We start from the raw sequence: 20083 nt of genomic DNA, 5'->3' as shown, positions 1-20083 counted from the left end.
TTTGCAACGGCCACTGCGTCCCGCCCGAGTCGTTTGGACGGGATTTGGACACCGTCCGCCGAGTCTAAGGGCCAGCGAACTGGACAACCGCCGGGTCAGACGGCGGGGACGGGTTCATAGGCCTCTTTGGCGTCGTCGTCCGGACGGCCGTCGCCCGCAGCACCGTCATCACCGGCATCGCTCCTGCCAGTGGCGTCACCAGCTCCGGCATCGCTCTCGCACATGGCGCAGTCATTACCGGCCCTGCTCTCGCCCGTAGCACCGCCCCCGTCCGCATAGTCGTCGTCATCGGTGGCGCGAGTGGGAACAGTGGCATCCTGGTTATCGTGCTGACCGGAGAATACGACGTAGCGGTACATGATATAGCGGAAGGCTGTGCCCAGGGCCAGGCCGACGATATTCGCGGAGATATTGTCGGCGAATTGGCTGCGCAGCCCGAGACCATAGCGTGAGAAGGCGAGGCAGGCGAGGGCAATGAGCATTCCACCGATGTTGACGAGCACGAACATGGTGAACTCGCGGGTCTTGTTCGCCATGCGTCGATCTCCGAAGGTCCACATGCGGTTGACCATCCAGGAGAATACGACGGAAACACTCACCGAGATGATTTTGGCAGTCATGGACTGGTCGCCCGGCAGGTGTACGAGGCCGGTGTGTGCAAGCAGGTTGAAGAGGCCGACATCAACCACATACGACCCCAGACCAACGACGCAGAAGCGCACAAACTCAACAAACCATTCGCGTGGTGACTGGCCTTTGAGGAGGCGGTGGACGAGATGACTAGGGTGAAGCACGTTATCAGTGTAGTGGCTAGGCGCGGTTGTGGCATGCGACCGATGCAACACGGTGAGGAGTGACTCGTGCGTCATGTGGTAGGTACAGGCGCTGAAGCGGCGGCGCCCGCGGTGGGAGTTGTAGGCGGCGGCCAGCTGGCCCGTATGATGCAGGAACCCGCAGCGGCGCTCGGAATCCAGCTCCATGCCTTAGTTGAGGCGCTGGATGGTGCAGCGGGGCAAGTCATCCCTCATGCACGCCTTGGCGAGGCCGACGACGCCTCGGGCGTGCTCCAACTGACTCAAGATGTGGATGTCATCACTGTTGAGCACGAGCACGTGCCCGAGCAGATCCTCGCACAAGCGGCTACGCAGGTGCCGGTGCGACCCTGTCCACATGCCTTACGCTTTGCGCAGGACAAGCTAGCCATGCGGCAGCGGATGGACGAATTGGGAGTACCACAGCCACGCTGGCGCAATGTGAAATCCATAGCCGACGTTGCGCGAGGGCTGGAGGAGTTCGGTGGCGTCGGCGTTCTCAAGATGCCGCGTGACGGATATGACGGCAAGGGCGTGATGCTTATCCACGATGCCGACGACGCACAGGCGTGGCTCACGGAGGCGCCGGGCGGCCTTCTGCTGGAAGAACGTATCGCCTTCGAGATGGAGGTGGCCCAGCTTCTCGCCCGGCGGCCCTCCGGCGAGGCACGTTGCTGGCCGTTGGTACAAACCGTTCAGAAGGGCGGAATCTGTACCGAGGTGATTGCTCCCGCTCCCGCTATTGGGGATGCCGTGGCTCGCCAGGCGCAGCGGGTGGGGGAGCGCATTGCTGCGGAACTCGATGTAACGGGCATCCTTGCCGTGGAAATGTTCGTGGCGCGCGGGCGGGACGGCAACCTGCGGCCTTGTGTCAATGAACTGGCGATGCGACCGCATAATTCCGGCCACTGGACCATTGAGGGGGCAGTTACCAGCCAGTTCGAGCAGCATTTGCGTGCCGTGCTGGATTTACCGCTCGGCTCAACACGCCCCCGCGCCCCGCATGCCGTTATGGTCAACGTTCTCGGTTCCGCACTTGAAGATCCCCGCCGGGCGTACGCGCGAGTCATGGCGGAGTACCCGCAAGTTAAAATCCACACATACGGCAAGGCTGTGCGGGTGGGCCGGAAGCTGGGGCACGTTACCGTGTTGAGCGACGACTTACAAGAGGCGCTGACAGTGGCCCGCGGTGCGGCCGCCATGTTGCAGGGAGAAGAGGCGCTCCCTTAGGCCTCCGCGCCATTATGATTCCCGCCCACTGCGACTGTGCGCAGGGATGACGGTGTGTGCTGGGGGCCGGGAGCGTGAGCAGATGAAAGGATATAGAAGCAATGACGCAGACGAATGCCGAAGTCGGCGCGCGAGTGGGCATTGTGATGGGGTCCGATTCCGACTGGCCGGTTATGCAGGACGCTGCGGATATCCTGCAGGAGTTCGGCGTCGCCGTGGAGGTCGACGTCGTCTCCGCACACCGTATGCCAGAGGATATGCTTACCTACGGTCGGAAAGCGGCTGAGCGGGGCCTGCGCGTGATCATTGCCGGGGCCGGAGGGGCAGCGCATCTTCCCGGCATGTTGGCAGCGGTGACACCACTGCCGGTGATTGGAGTTCCGGTACCCCTGGCACACCTGGATGGAATGGATTCACTGCTGTCCATCGTGCAGATGCCAGCCGGTGTGCCGGTGGCAACTGTCTCGATTGGCGGCGCTCGCAACGCTGGCCTGCTGGCGGCGCGCATCCTTGGTGCGGAAGACCAGGGAATACGGCAGCAGATGGTGGAGTTCCAAGATAGTCTGCGGGCGATGGCAGTTCAGAAAGGGCAGCGATTGCGTGCGAGCTGGCGGGAGCGGCCGTAATCGGGGCCTCCACGCCATCGGAACTCTCTTCGACGCGGTCGGGCCTTTTTGGGCAAGGTTCGCGACGTCGTCGGCGAGACTCACGACCTTGCGGCAAGGATGACGACACTTCGGCAAAGCTCGCGGCCCTTTCGACGAGGATCGCGCGGTTTATCGACGCCAGGTGGGCGGCTCAATGCCGAAGCGCCTCGGCACGGAAGCACTCCGCCGTACCGCACCGGTAAGCCGATGTGCGGCGCCAACGATGCAATTCGCGGCGCAGAAACCCCGGTACACGGCGCGACCCGTGGCGCCCGCGACCCGACGCACCGCACGCCTAGAACCCAGCACGTGGGGACCGCACCTCGACGCGCGAGGCCGACACCCCAACATGGAGCACCCGCAAGCTGGTCTAATAGCTCGCCTGGTAAAAGTCGTCCGCAGTCAGCGTGCCGTTCATCATTTTCTCGAAGAAAGGATCGCTCAGCTCCTGATCGAGTAGGACCACCGACTGGCCGCCCACTCGGTAGTCAAGGCTGGCAATCGGCGGTGCACCGATTAGCCCGCCTTCTCCCATCACGGTCCGCAGCGACATTCCCGCTCGCACCAGCGACAGCATGGAGGTATCGGGATCGGTGGTCAGGTTTTCGGCGACCGCACCCACCAGGTTCTTCTGCCTGCCCGGGCTGAGCAGCGTATCCCGAGAGATGGCCTTATCGACAACCTTCCCGACCACCTGTCGTTGTCGCATAGTACGGCCGATATCTCCGAGAGGATCCGCCTTGCGCATCCGCGAGAATGCCAATGCCGTTGCGCCGTCAACATCGTGGCAACCTGCGGTCCATTCAAGTTGTGAGTCGGCATCCGAGACGTCGTAGTCGTAGCACAAATTGACTCCGCCTACCGCGTCCACCAGTTGCTGCACTCCGCCCATGGATATTTCAATATAGTGGTCAACGGTCATTCCGGTTAGATTCTCGACCGTTGCCACCAGGAGTTCCGGTCCGCCCTGCGAATACGAGGCATTCAGCTTTCCGTCGCCGTACCCCGGGATTGCCACATAGGCATCGCGCGGAAGCGAGACCAGGGCGGGAGATCCCGCTTCTGGAACCTGCAGTAGCATGATGGTGTCGGAGCGTTGCCCCTCGGTGCCATCGTTGATGGCGTTCTCTTCACGCCGGTCAGAACCCACAATGAGATAGGTGGTGCCGGGCGTATCGGCGCGGCCGGAAAGTGCACTGACATGCTCCATTTTGGAGTTGCTGTAGTGCAGCAGGTAGAGCGGCCATCCGATAACAAGTAACAGAATGATCACGAAGACGCCCAGCACCCAGGGCCACTTTCTGCGCCGTCGCCGCCTTCCGCTCGGCCTGTCAGAATGGCCGGAGCGCGAGGGGGAGGCCGAGCGCGACGTGCCTGCCGACCGGGACGAGTTGTTGGACCGGCCGGATCGTGCTGGTCGGCCCGCTTCCTGGGCGGGCTGGCGTGAGGCGGAGTCTCCACGCACGTGCACCTGTGGACGCTGTTGCTGGGCGGAGCGCGCTATCGCGGCCGCGCTGGAGGTGGAGGGACGCGACGACGCCATGGAACGTGAGGCGGGCTGATAGCTAGGCGGGGGAGTCTGGTCGTCCTGCCGGGCGCGGACTTCGCTCTTAGAATTGGGGCTGCTTAGGCTGTTTCCATTCGAATCGCGTAACTTCGGGCGTCGCGAGGCGGCGGAGGCGCGGCCCGCAGAGGCAGACGCCGCGTTGTTGGAGCGAGGCGAATTCGCCGGTGAATGGAGTGCGCCGTGGCGGGAGCCGACCGTGCGTGCACCATCGGCGCTCGGGCGCGCACGCCGTCGCTTCGGCTCAAAGGACGGTGGCTGTTTTTGGTCCTCAGCCAACGGCATTCTCCTTATTGCAGGTCGGCGTCGTCGTACTGGTTGATGGTGCGTCGGCAGACGGTACGGAAGCGGGGATGGTCGTTGTTGGAGTCGACGTGTCTACGTCCTCCGTCGTGTCGCCGTCGGTTTCATCGCCCGCTGTATCGGGATTATTGGCGGCATCAGGATCCACGACCTTGCCCTCTTCGTTGACTGTGACGGTAACCGGGGTGTCATTCGCCAAAGCTTCCCAGATCTGATCCGCGCCCTCCCCAACGGTAACACGGGAACCTGCCCATTCCCAGGGCATAGTAATGAAGTTAATGGAGTCGAGGTTGATATTCCGTAGTGAGTTCGCCAGACTGGCGAGTGTGGTGATATTGCCCAAGTTGTCGCTGGTCGAGAGCGAGGCAGTTCCGGCTTCCATCACCTGGTAGAGCTTAGGCAGATCGGTGAGAAGGTTCATGTCGAGGACCTCCCGCACCATGGCACCTACCAGGTCTTGTTGCCGTGATATACGGCTGATGTCTGACCCGTCGCCAATTTCCTTGCGGGCGCGCGCCAAGGCCAGTGCCTGCTGACCGTTGAGCAGGCGGCAACCCGCTTTCACGTCGAGTCCGGCCAGGGAGTCGTACATGTCCTCCTCGAAATACATCGGCACACCGCCGAGCGCTTCCACGATTTCCTGGAAGGATCCGAAGTCAACCACGATATAGCCGGTCAGCCGAATGCCGGTCAGTGCTTCGACCGTCTTCATCGTGCACGCGGCGGCAGAGCCGACGTCGCCGGTCTGCCCACCGATGGCAAAGGCGGAGTTAAACATGGCATCGTACTGCTCGTCGGTATCGAATGTTTCGGGCGAGCCCGGTTCATTGCGTACCGAACATGACGGGATGTCCACCAGTGTGTCGCGTGGAATGGAGACGATGTCCACCCGTGAGCGGTCGGCGGAAATATGCACGATCATCGTGGTATCGGCGCGCATACCATCGACCGCACCGGATGCTCCAGCGCCGTCAATGTCGGAGGCACCGGAGCGAACATCGGATCCCAGAACGAGGATATTCATGGCTTCCGTGTTTTCGGCGTTCGGGCGTTCCGTACCAATGAGCTCCTCGGGATTGTCCTTTTTAATGTTGCCTTGTAGGACGGAATATCCAATGCCGACCGTAGAACCCACCGTGAGCAGGGCAGCGAAAAACGCCAACGCCACAACGCGGCCGCGGTGTCGTAGCGAGACCGTCTTCTTCAAATGTGCCGCAGCACGACCCGACTTACTCATCGTGCCTATAATAGAGGACGCGGTGAGGAAGGCGCGTGTATCAGCGCAGAAGTTAGGGATACTCACACTCGAAAATGGAGCTGCTTCCCAGGTAATCCATGGTTTCAATAGAGTTACCCCGGGAAGACTCCAGTTGCGGGTGATTCAGGTTAGGCTTGGTTCGTGGAATACCCGTCCCTGCGAATTGTGACAGTTGCCTTCAACCCGGGTAGTGAACTCGCGACACTTGCGGCCTCGCTCGATGCGGCGACTCACCTGCCTTATGAGTTCGTCATCGTTGACAACGGCACGGAGAACGGCACCGTTGACGATGTCGCAGCCACTTACCGCGGTCGCGTTGTGCGCTCGGGTTCTAATCTGGGTTATGGCGGAGCGGTCAATCTCGGTGCTGAAGGTTTTGCGGGGCAATGGCTCTTGGTGGTCAACCCCGATGTTGTGCTTAGCCCGGGCTGCATTGATGCGTTGCTGGACGAAACGCGGGCGTGGCCCCGGGGTGGCGCGTTCGGGCCATTGATTCGCACGCCAGAGGGCGAAGTGTACCCCTCCGCGCGGCATTTCCCACGCCTGATTTCCGGGGCTGGGCATGCTGTTTTCAGTGGAGTTTGGCCGTCCAACCCATTCACTGCCGCCTATCGTGCCAATGAGTCGCTGGAGCGTACGCACGCGGTGGACTGGCTCTCCGGTGCGTTTTTGCTCATGCGGATGGCCGCATTTGAACAGGTTGGCGGATTCGACACCTCGTATTTCATGTTCTTTGAGGACACACAGCTGGGCGAGGATCTTAAGGCGGCGGGCTGGCAAAGCATCTACGTGCCCGGGGTGGAGGTCATGCATGAACAGGGGGCGAGTTGGAGGGAACGACCGGCGAATATGATCCGTGCACATCACCGCTCTGCCGCTCACTACATTGATGGCGTCTACCATGCGCCGTACCAAGCTCCCCTGCGCTGGGCTTTACGCCTTGGTTTGCGTATGCGTGAGGTTGCGCAGGTCCGTGGTGCTCGGAGGGGGCGACCGAGCCGGTAGCGCCAACGCTTGCCTGTGTGTCGCTCATCGGCCTGCCCTGAGACTCGTGTGATAATTGAGATTTTTGGCAAGGATTGTGAATATTGGTGAATCTTCGTACACTGGTCTGCGGAGGCTAACGAAGGGACTACCACTATGAACACATCCCGAACGGCTGCAGCAGCAAGTGCGTTATCGCTACTTCTCGGATCGTTTATCGCCTTGCCTGCTGCCACCGGAGATGATGCCAAACTAGGCGGTATCGCCATTGAACTTGTGACGAGTAGCGGCGTTGAAACAGATGTCGCACGCTCCGGTTTCGATGGCGATGGCGCAACAGAGGTTGTGAAGACGACGTCGCACGTGGCGCAAACCGACGAAACGGTCGATCCTTTCACAGATGAGACCGCAACGGATCCAAGCAGCAACGACTCGGAGGTAGAGTCCGGCACCGGAACATCCGGTGACGATACGACCGATGGCGACGGCGATTCCGCCACCACTCCGGCGGAGCCGCAGACGGATGCCGATGAAACGGATGTTGACGAACCCGACCAGTCCGAGTTGGAGGAGGAGTACGCGCTTTTCACCGATCCGATTGCTATTGACGCGCCCTTCGCCGTCGCCGGCCTCACCTGGGATTCTGGCGATCTGCCCATCGGCTCCGCCGTCGAGGTGCGAACGCTGGACGGTGCGGTGTGGTCCGACTGGTATGTGCTGCCCAGCGAAGACTCCGCAGACGGCCGACCCGGAACGGAATACTACATCTCGGGTGCTTCGACCGGTATCCAGGTACGAATCAGCAGGGGAGATGGTGATCTCCCGGCGGGGCTCCGCATTGATATTGCGTATGATGCCGACGGCGACCTCGTGGCCGAGGATGGAACCGAAACCACGGACGTGCTACCCGCTGCCGATACTCTGACCGACGAAGCTGTGAATGCGGAAGAGGCCAGTCTGATCAGTTCCAGTACCACGGCTGATGCAACGGCCGACGAGGAGGACGTGCAGCTGGCAAGCGTCGTGCAGCCAGCCTCCGCAGCCCCGGCGGGCAGCTACGCGGCCGCGCGGGGAGCCTCTGCCACCACCACAAACGCGGCCCACCTGCTCAACGGGGTGCTGCCGATGGCCAACAGTGTGAATATCAAGTCGCGTTCGGCGTGGGGAGCGGATGAGAGTGTCATGACATGGACACCGCAATACGCCGCCTTCCAGGGTGTTATCGTGCACCACACCGCCGGTTCGAATAACTACACGCAAGCACAGGTTCCTTCCGTAATCAAGGGGATTTATCGCTACCATGCGGTAACCCGCGGGTGGGGCGACATCGGCTACAACGTGTTGATCGATAAGTATGGCGGTCGCTGGGAGGGCCGATCCGGAACGCTCTCGGCACCGGCATCCAAGATGGTGATCGGAGCGCATGCGGTTCCGCGCAACAGCGGCACAATGGGAGTTTCCGTCATGGGGCTCTACACGGAGATCAATCCGTCGACGACGGTTATCGATGCCTTGGTTGATGTGATCGCGTGGAAGTTTGTCGCCGCCGGGGTTGACCCCAACTCGACAAGTCCCTTGACCGTTCCGGCAAGCAACAATTCGCCACTGGTTGGAGGAACGCCACTGCCGCGCATCTCCGGACACAAGGACGTAGCGAACACCGCGTGCCCGGGCAATATCTACAACTACTTCGGTACGATCCGCTCGCAGGTCTCTACGAAGTACAAGGCAGCTAAGTCCGGCACCGCAACGACTCCGACGACGCCCGCAGTGACACCGGGCTGCCCGACCTCATCTACTGGGAAGGTGCTCTGCCTCGGCAATGGCTGGAACACCACATTCAACTCCGTCTTCCAGTACGGTGTTGCTGGTGACGAGGTCTATGTCGGTGACTGGAACGGCAACGGACAGGACACCCCTGTTGTGCGACGTGGTGCAACCTACTATTTCCGCAACTCCCTCTCCATGGGATCCGCCGACAAGGTGATCACCTACGGAAAGGCTAACGACGCCGTAGTCTTTGGCGACTGGAACGGCGATGGCATAGACACTCCTGCGGTGCGCCGCGGAAACGCGTATTACATTCGCACCACCCTGAGCAGCGGGCCGGCGAATCGGGTGATCACTTTCGGTAGGGCCGACGACGACGTGCTTGTGGGTGACTGGAATGGTGACGGAAAGGACACTCTGGCCGTGCACCGAGGAAACGCCTTCTACCTCAGTAATACTCTTGCTACAGGAAAGGCAGAGCGTATAGTCGCCTATGGAACCGTGGGAGACAAAGCCTATGCCGGGAAATTCAATGGACAGCGAGGTGACTCGCTGGCGGTACGACGCGGGACCACGCTCTACGTGACGAATACTCTGAAGGGCGGTCAAGCAGACCGAACGTTCTCGTATGGAACCGCATCGGAGAAAATTGTGGTAGGCGATTGGAACCGGAACGGAACCCAGACTTTCGGCATCGTGCATTAGGACCCTCTCGCACGGCTTGGTAACGCGCGGTCCCGAGAGAGGAACCGCACCACGCCACGAGGTCCAATCGGAATGGGGCACGAGGTCCAATCGGAATGGGGCCGGGAATCTCAGCCCGGCCCCTCCGTTATTTTCTCTACTCGCTCGGCGGAGCGCAGGAGTTCTGCGCCTGCCCAGCATGCACGCACGGCACTGCCTGCGCGCTTCCCGCGAGCAGGGGAAATCGCGGGCCTACTGCCCCTGCTTGGCGTACTTGGCCTCCACTGCCTCTTTCTGCGGGCGCCACCACGCCTCGTTGGCCTTGTACCACTCGACGGTGGCGTGCAGGCCGACGGCGAAGTCCTGGAAGGACGGTTGCCACCCGGTTTCCTCCACCAGCTTCGAGTTATCGATGGCGTAGCGCTGATCATGGCCGGGCCTGTCATTGACATGGTCGAAGTCATCGGGGTCGCGTCCGAACTCGGCGAGGATCATTTTGGTGACCTCAAGGTTGTTCTTCTCGCCGTTCGCACCGATCAGATAGGTTTCGCCAATACGCCCCTTGTTGATGATCTCCCACACGGCGGAGTTGTGGTCGAGCACGTGAATCCAGTCGCGCACCTGCTCTCCGGTGCCGTAGACCCTGGGGCGCACTCCGTCAATGAGATTCGTGACGGTGCGTGGAATGAACTTCTCGATGTGCTGGTAGGGGCCATAGTTGTTGGAGCAGTTGGAAATGGTGGCCGGCACGCCGAAGGAGCGCACCCAGGCGCGCACCAGCAGATCTGAGGCTCCCTTGGATGACGAATACGGCGAGGACGGCTTATAGGGGTCGCCCGGCGCAAACTTGCGCGGCTCATCGATTGCCAGGTCGCCATAGACCTCGTCGGTCGAAATATGGTGCAAGCGAGTTCCGTGCCGCCGTACCGCTTCCAGAATCTGGAAGGTTCCCTCGATATTGGTGCGAATGAAGGGGGAGGGGTCGTTGAGCGAGTTGTCGTTATGGGATTCGGCGGCGAAGTTGACGACGACGTCGGCGTCTTTGACTAGCGGATCCACCGTGTCTGCGTCCGCGATATCGCCAACAACGAGTTGTACCCGCTCCAATCCGGCAATGGAGTCCGGGTTACCGGCGTAGGTTAACTTGTCGAGCACAGTCACCTCGGCATCCGGGTGATTCTCGATGGTGGAATGCACAAAGTTGGCGCCGATGAATCCAGCGCCTCCGGTCACAAGGACTCGCATATGTTTCCTTTCACGTCGGTCCGGTATCACAAACAAGTCTGCCATGAACCACCGGGGTGGGGCACTTCGAATTGCGCAGAGAAGCGTTTTTGAACGCGTGTATACCTCGTAGCGAAGTGCCGCGGGGTGGGAACAGACGCTCAACGCGGCAGGAAGGACAGCGCGGCGGGAAGAACTGCACGCCAAAACGAGTGCCAGGCATCCACGGGATGTGGTTATCCGGAAGGAACAGTGCCCGCGATGCTGAAATCGCCGCCGCGGCAGCCGTCGTCCGAACGCTCGCTCCGAAGGTGCGGCGCCGGGTCAGCTAGCGCTACGCCCGGTCAGCTAGCGGCGGCCGATTCCGCGGTAGCTCCAGCCGGCATCCTTCCACTTCTGGGCATCAAGCGCATTGCGGCCGTCCAACACGACCTTTCCGCGCGCCAACGGTGCCAACGCCTGCGGGTCGAGCTCGCTGAACTCCTTCCACTCGGTGGCGAGGAGCACGGCATCAGCACCCGTGATTGCGGTCGTGGCGTCGGCAGCCACATCAATATCACCCTGCGCGGCAAGGATCGGACCGGCACCGGGATCGGTGACGACGACGTCGGCGCCGCGTTCCTCGAGCAGACGGGCAATCGTGCGCGCCGGAGAGTGCCGGAGATCGTCGGAGTTCGGCTTGAACGCCGCTCCAAGAACCGCCACCCGTTTTCCTTCGAGGCCGCCGGTCATCTCATTGAGGGTGTCGACTGCGCGACCGCACTGCGACTCGTTGATGAGTTCCACCTCGGTGAGGAAGTTGAAGGTCTCATTCAGCCCCAACTCCGCGGCCCGGGCATGAAAGGCGCGGATATCTTTCGGGAGGCATCCGCCGCCGAAACCGATACCTGCGCGTAAGAACTTCTTACCGATACGGTCATCAAGACCAATGGCCTCGGCCAGTTTGCCAACATCGGCGCCGACGGCGTCGCAGGCCTGCGCCATCGCGTTGATGAAGGAGATCTTCGTGGCGAGGAAGGAGTTCGCTGAGACCTTCACGAGTTCTGCCGTCTGATAGTCCATGACTAGGCGCGGTGTCGTTCCGTCGGCCAGGATCTTTGCGTAACACGTGTCTAGAGCGGTTTGGCCGCGTGCGGCGAGTTGTGGATCATCCGGCAGGCCGTAGACGATACGGTCCGGCTCCAGTGTGTCTTTCACCGCAAAACCTTCGCGCAGGAACTCCGGGTTCCACACCAGACACGCGCCCTTGGCTTCAACGGCCGATGCCAACTCGGCAGCCGTTCCCACGGGGACGGTGGATTTGCCCACAACAACGTCGCCCTCGCGCAGATAGGGGAGGAGTCCGTCAATAGCGGCATGCACGTACGTCAGGTCAGCGCCATGAGAATCGCGACGTTGCGGAGTTCCCACGCCGATGAAGTACAGTTCGCAGTCAGCGGTCGCCGCGTAGTCCGTACTGAAGGTCAGGCGGCCAGAATCAACATTGCGGGCTAGGATCTCGTCGAATCCAGGTTCAACGAAAGGAGACTGGCCAGCGGAAAGAAGGGCAATCTTTGCCTCGTCCACATCGATACCAACGACATCGTGCCCAAGCTCCGCCATAGAGGCCGCGTGGACCGCGCCGAGGTAACCACAGCCGATTACGCAAATCTTCATGCTGACTAAGATACCGTCAAAGGGCCGTGGACCGAAACAGAAAACATGGAGTCAGGCGGCTAGTCGGAAGATCAATGCGGAACCCGCTGGGCGCAAGGCAGGCTTCCAGTGCGTGACCTATCGGTACTTCGCGTTTGAGGAAGCGGACCGTGCCGTCGCCGAAGCATGCAGGTCAGTGCCTTCCGGACGAGGTATATCTGCCGCGTTGTCGGCGCTGCTCGTTGGAGCGTCACCTGATATTCGCCGTGAACGTCGCCTGCTAAGCACCACAGGCAGGAACCACAGGATCAGAAGCGCAATTGCAGCGGATACGGTGACATATGCGCCGATTCTCTCCGATGGAAGGTCATAGAAAAGGACGACTTTGTGGGTTCCCGCAGGAACAAAAACGGCGCCACCGGCGTGGTCCGCTTCGATAAGCTCGGCCTCATTGCCATCCACCGTGGCTGAGAAACGCCCCAAAACGCTCTGCTCAACAACGAGCCAGCCGCCGCCACTGGAGGTGACGGAGAAAGACAAAAGATCGCCCGTGTCGACTTCGACGTTGACGCTGCCGGTGGATTTCGTCGCGGGAGTCTGCTTAGGATGTTCGGAAAGAATCACCGAATTCGCGTCAACAGGGCTTTGAGCCACTGCCGCGACGCGATCAGATGCATCGGAGATGACGTCGTAGTCGGAGGCAAAACGGAATCGGTCCAAGGCATTTGCACGCTCGTAAACGACGGCATTTTCTCCCACATAAACCGGATAGAACGAGTTGTTTCTCCGTATTCCCCACAATCGGCGGGGACTCGCGTTGTCTGTATCGAGCATCACGGTGGTGCCTGGAGCTGTGGCGGTTAACGTGACCTCAACGGTCAAGATCTCCGAGTTCTCAACTGTCCTATTGAGAAGTAGAGGAATGTCTAGAGGAACGGTCCCGGAGGTAGACGCGCGACTGATAGTGTTGTGTGCCAGAACCTCTCCCTCGGAGTTAGTGACGGTAGCAGAAGCGGAGAACATACCGTCGGAATTCACGTAAGTGCCGACGCCTACGAGGTCTTTTGCGCTGATTTCCGCCTGTAGAGTGTGTGGAGATGGCGTCCGGACAGGGATCTCGCCCTCGTCACGGTCGCCGACCATGGCATTGGGGAAGCCAAAGGCTCCCAGTGTGTCTTCAGCCGAACTGGCGATGATATGTGTGACGCCGAGGCGATCAAGTCCAGGATTATCAATAAGCGGTGTCAGCGCCGGACTGAGGAAGGAGTAGGTTCCACCATTGATATAGGCGGTGGGGTCGCTAGCTGTAAGGACTTCCTTCCAAGCCGGAGTTGCGAAAGAGTGGCCGTTAGCAAGACGCACGCCGTAAACCGTGGCGACATTCGGCCTTGCCGCGAGCCCTGCGGTCCCCGCCTGATTGTGGCCAACAACTCGGCTGAGATAGTCGAGTGCCTCCGAGTCCGGATAGACCTCATTTCTGTCGGCAATCGGCCAGAAAAACGCCGTAGGCGCCAGAGCTTGAACAACGACGCCAACGCCAAGCAGTACAACGGCAATGGTTCGCAGGTGCCGGACAAGAAGCGCACAACAGATCAGCACCAACGCTGCCAACAACCCGCAGTAGGCCCAACGAAGATCATCGATGTACCAGACGGTGCGTAGATCTGCTGCGTACCGGTTGACGTGGACGTACGCCATGGGGAAAGCAAGAAATAGGGATGCGCCGCTCGCAATGGCAAGTGTTGACCGTGAGAATCCGGGTTTCAGCCGGTCGGGTTTCGCCCAGTCGGATTCGCCGGGATCGTTTCGCAACCAGTCGATCCCCATCGCCGCGAATGCTCCGAAGGGAATGGCGAGTTGGGCGCGGAACCGACCGGGTGGATTGCCACCGAAGACTGGCAGTTTTTGTACGATGTCAATCCAGGTTCCCTGGCCGACGGTGAGCAGTACGGCAAAACCGATCACACCGAGGAACAAGGCACTGATCCCTCGAGGGATCCGGCGCCGTAGTGCGGCAGCGAGTCCGAGCGCGGCGAGCAGCAGCGCAATGGCCCCGACATACGATGCGTAGTCTTGGAACGCGGCCTCGTGGTCGGAGAAAGAGCGGGGAAGTACCATCGTGAACCAACTGACAATGGTGTCCGAAGACTGCGACATGCCATCGCGGTATGAAAGATCCCCGCCTCGTAATGTGAGTTCGACGAAGGGCAGTAGTTGTATTGCGGAAAGGGCCACACCGAGCACCACGCCGATGGCCAGTCTGACAAGGTCGGTCAGCGGTGGCCTCCAGCCCGCCTGCGTGCGAGTGCCGATGACCCGGACGATTGCGTAAATCCCACATACATATAACGTGTGCCCGGCCACCGCGGGAAATCCTCCGAGCATGAGCAACCCGACCGCCAGGGCTACGGGGACGATGTCTCTCCAGCGGCGCTCGGCCATGTAGCGTTCGACCGCCCAGAAGAGCATGGGAATGATGATCGCCACTGAGCTCTGTGCCCAACCGGTCCATGCAATTGTGAAACCTGTCATTGGAACGATGAAGGCGCCAACACAGGCGGCGAAGACGGAGAGCTTCAACCGACGGAAAAAGAGGAACGCGAACGCCATTCCGAAGGCGATCTCGAAAAGTTTCGCCCACGCCGGCGCAACTGTGATCGGTAGCACCAGCCATGCCCACCGACCAGGAGCCGCAAGCCCCAGGTTCGGGCCACTGAGCAAAGGTTGCCCGCCAGCGACCATGTTGGACCATTGTGGGATCTCTCCGGCGTCGAGGCCCGTTTGGATTTCGGCAATTGCCGGGATAGAAGAGTCGATGAGATCGGTCACGTAGATGTTGTTGAGGTATTCGTCGCCGGCGGTGGGCATTGAATTCCAGGGAGCGTAGAGGTCGAGCATGTCATATGCGCCGAAAACCGTGGCTCCTACGAGACTCTCACCCAGGCGTATCCACAGAAACACGGCGACAGCGGTCCAGAATGCACCGAGGCAGAGGCGGCGTTTGAGCGCAGGATTCATTGTGGTCCATTCGACAGAAGTACGTGGTTTCAAGCGTGGATTGCGTTCTGGGTACCATCTTAGTCATATCGTTAGAGCGTGTGTGGGATGCTCGGCAACGCGGTCGCATTGAGCCGATTGATGGGCTTATGGGTGGGACGAACCTGGGCGGGACTGCCACATCGGGCGTTGGTTTGCGGTAATCTCCTAGGGACGGTTGGAGAGGAACAGATGAAGGTATTCGTACAGATCCCGTGCCTTAACGAGGAGAAGACACTTCCCTTGGTGCTGGAGTCGATTCCGGAGACGATTCCGGGCGTCGATGAGTTGGAGATTCTCGTGATTGATGACGGCTCCACGGATCGCACAATCGAGGTGGCGCAGTCCTTCGGGGTGAAACACATCGTTAGGCATGCTCGGAACCAGGGCCTGGCCCGTTCTTTCCGCGATGGAGTTGACTACGCACTTGCCCACGGTGCCGACATTGTGGTCAATACGGACGGCGACAACCAATACCCACAGGAACGTATTCCGGATCTAGTTGCTCCATTGATCGCGGGCGAGGCTGATGTGGCAATCGCTGATCGGCAGACTGCGAAGATCTCTCATTTCTCGCCCTTTAAGAAGATGATGCAGGCGTTTGGCTCGAAGATCGTGAATATCGCCGCTGGCACACACCTGCCCGACGCAGCTTCTGGTTTCCGGGCCTATTCGCGTGAGGCACTGTATCGCCTCAATATCATCACCAAGTTCTCCTACTGTATGGAGACGATCATCCAGGCTGGGAACAAGCGGTTGCGGATAGCGTCGGTACCGGTGACGACCAACGCGAAGACGCGAGAGTCACGCCTGTTCAACAACATCTTCCAGCACATGGCGAAATCAGCGAGCGCTATCATCAAATCTTTCCTGATGTTCAAACCGCACATCCCGCTTGGTTGGCTCGCGGTAATTACGGGAGTGCTAGGGATTGTTCCTTTTGTGCGTTTCTTGGTGTATGCAATTCAGGGCGAAAGTGGTGGTCACGTCCAGTCGCTTATCTTCGGCTCGGCGATGTTGGTGGCTAGCCTGCTCTCTCTCGCGTTGATCGTTATTGCCGACCTCCAGAAGACAAACCGTGTTCTGATTGAAGATGCACTCGAACGAGTGAAAAGAGTCCAATACGCGGAATCTCGGTCTGTTGCGCGACCGGGACCGGAGGCAAGCGACGACGACGAAACATCAGAGCGCCAATCCGATAACGACTAGTTGTCTGTAGGTGGGAGTGAACCGTGCGACTTCTCGGATTCGGCACTTACGACATTCGCAGGCACCCCCGTGTCGGGGTGATCTTGGATGGCTTGGCCGCGCGTGGGCATAGGGTGAGAGAGCTCAATCGTCCGCTCCGGCTAGAAACACCAGAGCGGGTGGCAGCTTTGCAAAGGCCTGCTGCCACATTGCATTTCGGCGGAACACTTGCGCGGCAGTGGGTGGGCCTCATCCGTGATGCGGCGCGTTTCCGCGGCGGCAACCGACCGGACGCCGTCATCGTGGGGTATCTGGGGCATTTTGATGTACTGCTGGCACGAATGCTGTTTCCTCGCGCGCGGATCATCCTCGATCAACTCGTTTTTGCTGCGGATACCGCTCAGGATCGCGGACTGCTCGGTCCTGGTCCCTTCAGCCTAGTGAAGAACATGCTGTTACACGGAATTGACCGCGCGGCATCGGCAACGGCCGATGTAGTCGTGGTTGACACGCGGGAGAGTCTTGGCCTACTGGCCGATAAGCAGCGTGCCAAGAGTGTTGTTGTTCCTGTTGGCGCCCAGGACATGTGGTTTGATGCTGCTGCCTCCCCCGACGAGAACGGCGTGCGTCCCCCCGATGGCACAGTGAGTCCGGAAGCCACGCTTCCTTCCGGGGCGCTTTCGGTCGTCTTTTATGGTCTTTTTACCCCGCTGCAGGGCACCCCTACCATCGCGAAGGCACTGCGCAACCTGGAGGCCCGCGGGATCGACCTCAGCGTCACTCTCATTGGAACTGGTCAGGATTCTGATCGCGTGCGGGACCTGTTGCCGGAAGGCGAGCACGTCACCGTTACGTGGCACGATTGGATTGATGCGCAGGAACTTCCGCGTGTTGTTGCGGCACACGATGTGTGCCTGGGGATCTTCGGAACGACGCCCAAGGCGTTGCGGGTCGTTCCGAACAAGGCGTTCCAGGGTCTGGCGGCGGGTTGTGCCCTCATCACCTCGGATACTCAGGCACAACGAGAGGTGTTAGGGCGGGCCCCTGTGTACGTTGAGCCTGGTGATGCGCTGGCTCTAGCAGATGCCATCGAGAGCCTCACCGATCACAAGCGATTGAAGGAGGCGCGCGTGGCCGCGCTCAGGAAGCGCGAGATGTTCCGCCCGGGCGCGGTTGTCGGTCCGCTTGCAATGGTGTTGGGAGATCCAAAGAAATGAGTGTGCCAGGTTTGCAACGTGATGAGGTCGCCATCGTGAGAGATCTGGATTCGGACGTGTTTGGCTTAAGATGGCCTTCTGGAAGTCTCCGATGAGGAATGCGTGAGATATGGCTGATACGACAGATGTGAGAGCCCCACTCCCGCTCAAGCAGCAGTGGACGCTTGTGAATGCTTTCGGGCAGCGTGACCTCAAGGCCAAGTTCAACGGGACGTTGCTCGGTTGGGTGTGGTCACTGGTCGTTCCCCTGGCGACACTGGGCATCTATACTCTGATTTTCGGCGGTCTCTTCAAGATGGAGCCCCCGCAACTAGCATCCAGGCACGCGGGCATTGGCGTATTCGCGGTGTGGCTGTTCGCTGGATTGACCTTGTGGAGTTTCTTTCAGAACTCGATAAATGCCGGCATTAGCGGATTGCTGAGTGCGGGCGGTCTGCTCCAGAAGGTCTACTTTCCGGCTTATGCGCCAGTGATTGGTGCCGGCCTCGCCATTGGCATTCAATCCGCCATCGAGGTGGGTCTCCTCTTGGTGGTGCTGGCCGCACTGGGAAATATCGGTTGGACATGGTTGCTCATCCCACTGTTCCTGGTGGTGCTGGTTGTGTTCGTGCAATCGATGGCCGTGATTCTGGCCGTCTGGAACATCCATGTGCGCGATCTGGCGCAACTTGTGGGTGTGATCCTCCAGCTCATGTTTTACGCGACGCCGATCATCTATGTGGTCACCATTGTTCCGGAGTCATGGCACTCCATTCCACTGCAGGCGATCATCACCCACATGCCCGTTGCGGAGTTCATCGGCGTTTTCCGCTCTTTGTGTTACGACTTGAATCCCGGCAGCGTCCAGAGCTGGGGACTGTGCATCGCCTGGGCGGCAGCGGCGTTTGTAGGAGCACGGGCGGTGTACCGCAGATGGGGCCAGGACTTGGGGGAGAGGATCTGAGTGTGAGCGAGCAGGCAGAATACGCGATTGTCGTTGATTCGGTCTCGAAGGTGTTCGAGATGCAGCAGGATCGCCGTTCCACATTCAAGGAGCGTTTTGTTCGAGGTAAAGCCCAGGGAAGCAAACACACATTTCGAGCGCTGAATGACGTCTCCTTCAAGATCAAAAAAGGAACGACATTTGGCTTGATTGGACACAACGGCTCGGGTAAATCAACGATGTTGAAGATCCTGGCTGGCGTATACAGGCCTTCAAACGGTTCCGTCGCCGTGTCGGATAAGGTCGACGCGCTTTTGGAGCTGGGCGCCGGATTTCACGGGGAGCTTACTGGGCGGGAGAACATATTCTTAAATGGCGCGATCCTTGGTCGAAGCCATAAGCAAATAGAAGACACCCTTGAGTGGATCATAGATTTTGCCGATATTGGAGATTTCATCGACCAACCGGTCAAGGTCTATTCCTCGGGAATGACAGTTCGTCTCGGTTTCGCCGTCGCCGTCGCGATTAAACCGCGGGTACTCATCGTAGACGAGATCATTGCGGTGGGTGACGAAGAGTTCCAGCGCAAGTGCTTCGATTACATGCGTGAACTGCGGGATTCCGGCACGACGATCGCATTGGTCACCCACTCTCTTTCACTGGCGCAGGAGATGTGTGATGAAGTTGTATGGCTCGATCACGGCGAGGTGCAGATGATTGGTAGTGCCGACGAGACCGTTACCGCCTACCTCGAGGCGGTTAATGCCAAAGAGGCGCGGAATCGTGCCGAGCAGGCGGTTGACGAGCTCGACGAGTTCCCCGAGGATGACTCCTACAAGCTCAATCAGGGCAACGGAGACTGCCGCATGACACACGTGGAGTTGCTGAATGCTTCCGGCGAAGTGGTTCCTTTCGCGACCACCGGAGAGAAAACGACAATTCGGGTCTACGTGCGCGCTAAGAAGGATTTACACGATGTGGAGCTCGGCCTCGCTTTCTCGACGGACGGTGGCGTTACGATTGCCGGCCCCAATTCGCGAGCGAAGGGACGCCTTTACTCACTTTATGCGGGCGAAGAGACCTTCGTCGATTACACAATGGATCCCATCCGAATCCAGCCCGGTCGCTTCTGGATAACCACGTGCTTCGTGCGTGAGGGCTTGATGTTCGATTATTCGGACCGGAAGACGGAACTCGTGATTCGTGGTGGACGCGTTATGGACGAACCCGGGCTGGTTACCTTGCCGTCCGGAAGCTGGAGCAGACGTGCAGGAATCGCTGCGGAGGGAGATAACTAGTGTCAGGAGAGACGCATCAAGATGAGGAGATTCGGAAGCTTCGCTCCGCCTTGCGAGAGTCGCAGCGCCAGGTGACCGAACTCGGTCAGAAGGTGGAGCAGCTTGAGAAGGATCTACGCATCAGCAGGCGCAAACTTGCCGGTGCGTGGGAACAACTTGAGGCGCTTCGGCACTCGTCGTCGTGGCAGATGACCGCGCCGTTGCGCGGCGTTAAATCTGTGCTGCGGAGGGCGATCAGGCGGTGATCGGATTTAGAACTCGCGGTCCGCTGGTTTCTGGGCTTTCGCGGGGCCGGGTGCGCATTGAGAGAG

General features: G+C 59.9%; 16 protein-coding genes. 10 read left to right on the top strand and 6 right to left on the bottom strand.

Annotated elements, in window-relative coordinates; genetic code table 11:
* Window positions 1–95: 95 nt before the first annotated feature.
* On the bottom strand, window positions 96–794 hold the full coding sequence (locus EKN07_RS02705) for a GtrA family protein (protein ID WP_240611383.1): 699 nt from the start codon (window positions 792–794) through the stop codon (window positions 96–98).
* A gap of 66 nt (window positions 795–860) precedes the next feature.
* On the opposite strand from EKN07_RS02705, the gene EKN07_RS02700 reads away from it, so the two are divergent.
* Both EKN07_RS02700 and purE read left to right on the top strand, forming a co-directional pair.
* The gene (locus EKN07_RS02700; RefSeq protein WP_240611390.1) at window positions 861–2042 is read left to right on the top strand and encodes a 5-(carboxyamino)imidazole ribonucleotide synthase; all 1182 of its coding nucleotides are present in this window, start codon (window positions 861–863) and stop codon (window positions 2040–2042) included.
* 101 nt (window positions 2043–2143) lie between these two features.
* Window positions 2144–2668, top strand: a complete 525-nt coding sequence (gene purE, locus EKN07_RS02695) for a 5-(carboxyamino)imidazole ribonucleotide mutase (protein WP_108715165.1) — start codon at window positions 2144–2146, stop codon at window positions 2666–2668.
* 391 nt (window positions 2669–3059) lie between these two features.
* Here the strand turns inward: purE and EKN07_RS02690 are convergent, their stop codons facing one another.
* Entirely contained in the window at window positions 3060–3962 is a 903-nt protein-coding gene (locus EKN07_RS02690) for an LCP family protein (protein ID WP_240611392.1), read from the bottom strand.
* Here EKN07_RS02690 and EKN07_RS02685 point away from each other — a divergent pair.
* A complete protein-coding gene (locus EKN07_RS02685; protein ID WP_108715166.1) occupies window positions 3955–4251 on the top strand; it encodes a hypothetical protein in 297 nt (98 codons plus the stop codon). The genes EKN07_RS02690 and EKN07_RS02685 overlap by 8 nt on opposite strands.
* 273 nt (window positions 4252–4524) lie before the next feature.
* Here the strand turns inward: EKN07_RS02685 and EKN07_RS02680 are convergent, their stop codons facing one another.
* Window positions 4525–5793 carry an LCP family protein gene (locus EKN07_RS02680; RefSeq protein WP_108715167.1) on the bottom strand — a complete coding sequence of 423 codons (1269 nt, stop codon included), beginning with the start codon at window positions 5791–5793 and terminating at the stop codon, window positions 4525–4527.
* Window positions 5794–5955: 162 nt separating this feature from the next.
* Here EKN07_RS02680 and EKN07_RS02675 point away from each other — a divergent pair, with 162 nt between their 5' ends.
* Both EKN07_RS02675 and EKN07_RS02670 read left to right on the top strand, forming a co-directional pair.
* Window positions 5956–6819, top strand: a complete 864-nt coding sequence (locus tag EKN07_RS02675; protein ID WP_240611394.1) for a glycosyltransferase family 2 protein — start codon at window positions 5956–5958, stop codon at window positions 6817–6819.
* 135 nt (window positions 6820–6954) lie between these two features.
* Window positions 6955–9273: an N-acetylmuramoyl-L-alanine amidase gene (locus EKN07_RS02670; protein WP_108715168.1), complete on the top strand. Its 2319-nt coding sequence runs from the start codon at window positions 6955–6957 to the stop codon at window positions 9271–9273.
* A 231-nt stretch (window positions 9274–9504) separates the two neighbouring features.
* Here the strand turns inward: EKN07_RS02670 and rfbB are convergent, their stop codons facing one another.
* The 3 genes from rfbB to EKN07_RS02655 form a co-directional block, all read right to left on the bottom strand.
* A complete protein-coding gene (gene rfbB / locus EKN07_RS02665; protein ID WP_108715169.1) occupies window positions 9505–10497 on the bottom strand; it encodes a dTDP-glucose 4,6-dehydratase in 993 nt (330 codons plus the stop codon).
* Window positions 10498–10824: 327 nt separating this feature from the next.
* Entirely contained in the window at window positions 10825–12132 is a 1308-nt protein-coding gene (locus EKN07_RS02660; RefSeq protein WP_108715170.1) for a UDP-glucose/GDP-mannose dehydrogenase family protein, read from the bottom strand.
* Window positions 12133–12249: 117 nt separating this feature from the next.
* Entirely contained in the window at window positions 12250–15129 is a 2880-nt protein-coding gene (locus EKN07_RS02655; RefSeq protein WP_126145583.1) for a 6-pyruvoyl-tetrahydropterin synthase-related protein, read from the bottom strand.
* Between the two features lie 210 nt (window positions 15130–15339).
* Between EKN07_RS02655 and EKN07_RS02650 the strand changes: the two genes are divergently transcribed.
* From EKN07_RS02650 to EKN07_RS02630, 5 genes are all read left to right on the top strand, one after another.
* Window positions 15340–16356, top strand: coding sequence for a glycosyltransferase family 2 protein (locus EKN07_RS02650; RefSeq protein ID WP_108715174.1), 1017 nt, complete (start codon window positions 15340–15342; stop codon window positions 16354–16356).
* Between the two features lie 158 nt (window positions 16357–16514).
* Window positions 16515–17552 carry a glycosyltransferase gene (locus tag EKN07_RS02645; RefSeq protein ID WP_205647308.1) on the top strand — a complete coding sequence of 346 codons (1038 nt, stop codon included), beginning with the start codon at window positions 16515–16517 and terminating at the stop codon, window positions 17550–17552.
* 109 nt (window positions 17553–17661) lie between these two features.
* Window positions 17662–18495 (top strand): ABC transporter permease, encoded by an 834-nt coding sequence (locus tag EKN07_RS02640; RefSeq protein WP_108715176.1) that lies wholly within the window; start codon window positions 17662–17664, stop codon window positions 18493–18495.
* 2 nt (window positions 18496–18497) lie between these two features.
* The gene (locus EKN07_RS02635; protein ID WP_240611396.1) at window positions 18498–19772 is read left to right on the top strand and encodes an ABC transporter ATP-binding protein; all 1275 of its coding nucleotides are present in this window, start codon (window positions 18498–18500) and stop codon (window positions 19770–19772) included.
* A complete protein-coding gene (locus EKN07_RS02630; protein ID WP_108715178.1) occupies window positions 19772–20017 on the top strand; it encodes a methyltransferase in 246 nt (81 codons plus the stop codon). Before EKN07_RS02635 ends, EKN07_RS02630 begins: the two co-directional genes overlap by 1 nt.
* Window positions 20018–20083 lie beyond the last annotated feature (66 nt).

This window comes from Actinobaculum sp. 352, from assembly GCF_003957265.1.
Taxonomy (GTDB): Bacteria; Actinomycetota; Actinomycetes; order Actinomycetales; family Actinomycetaceae; genus Asp313.
This window is presented reverse-complemented; position numbering and strand designations above follow the sequence as displayed.

Excerpts from the sequence above, each read along its gene's own strand:
- EKN07_RS02660 (WP_108715170.1), bottom strand. The coding sequence starts at position 12,132 with ATGAAGATTTGCGTAATCGGCTGTGGTTACCTCGGCGCGGTCCACGCG.
- EKN07_RS02640 (WP_108715176.1), top strand. The coding sequence starts at position 17,662 with ATGGCTGATACGACAGATGTGAGAGCCCCACTCCCGCTCAAGCAGCAG.
- EKN07_RS02680 (WP_108715167.1), bottom strand. The coding sequence starts at position 5,793 with ATGAGTAAGTCGGGTCGTGCTGCGGCACATTTGAAGAAGACGGTCTCG.
- rfbB (WP_108715169.1), bottom strand. The coding sequence starts at position 10,497 with ATGCGAGTCCTTGTGACCGGAGGCGCTGGATTCATCGGCGCCAACTTT.
- EKN07_RS02650 (WP_108715174.1), top strand. The coding sequence starts at position 15,340 with ATGAAGGTATTCGTACAGATCCCGTGCCTTAACGAGGAGAAGACACTT.
- EKN07_RS02670 (WP_108715168.1), top strand. The coding sequence starts at position 6,955 with ATGAACACATCCCGAACGGCTGCAGCAGCAAGTGCGTTATCGCTACTT.
- EKN07_RS02655 (WP_126145583.1), bottom strand. The coding sequence starts at position 15,129 with ATGAATCCTGCGCTCAAACGCCGCCTCTGCCTCGGTGCATTCTGGACC.
- purE (WP_108715165.1), top strand. The coding sequence starts at position 2,144 with ATGACGCAGACGAATGCCGAAGTCGGCGCGCGAGTGGGCATTGTGATG.
- EKN07_RS02685 (WP_108715166.1), top strand. The coding sequence starts at position 3,955 with ATGATCACGAAGACGCCCAGCACCCAGGGCCACTTTCTGCGCCGTCGC.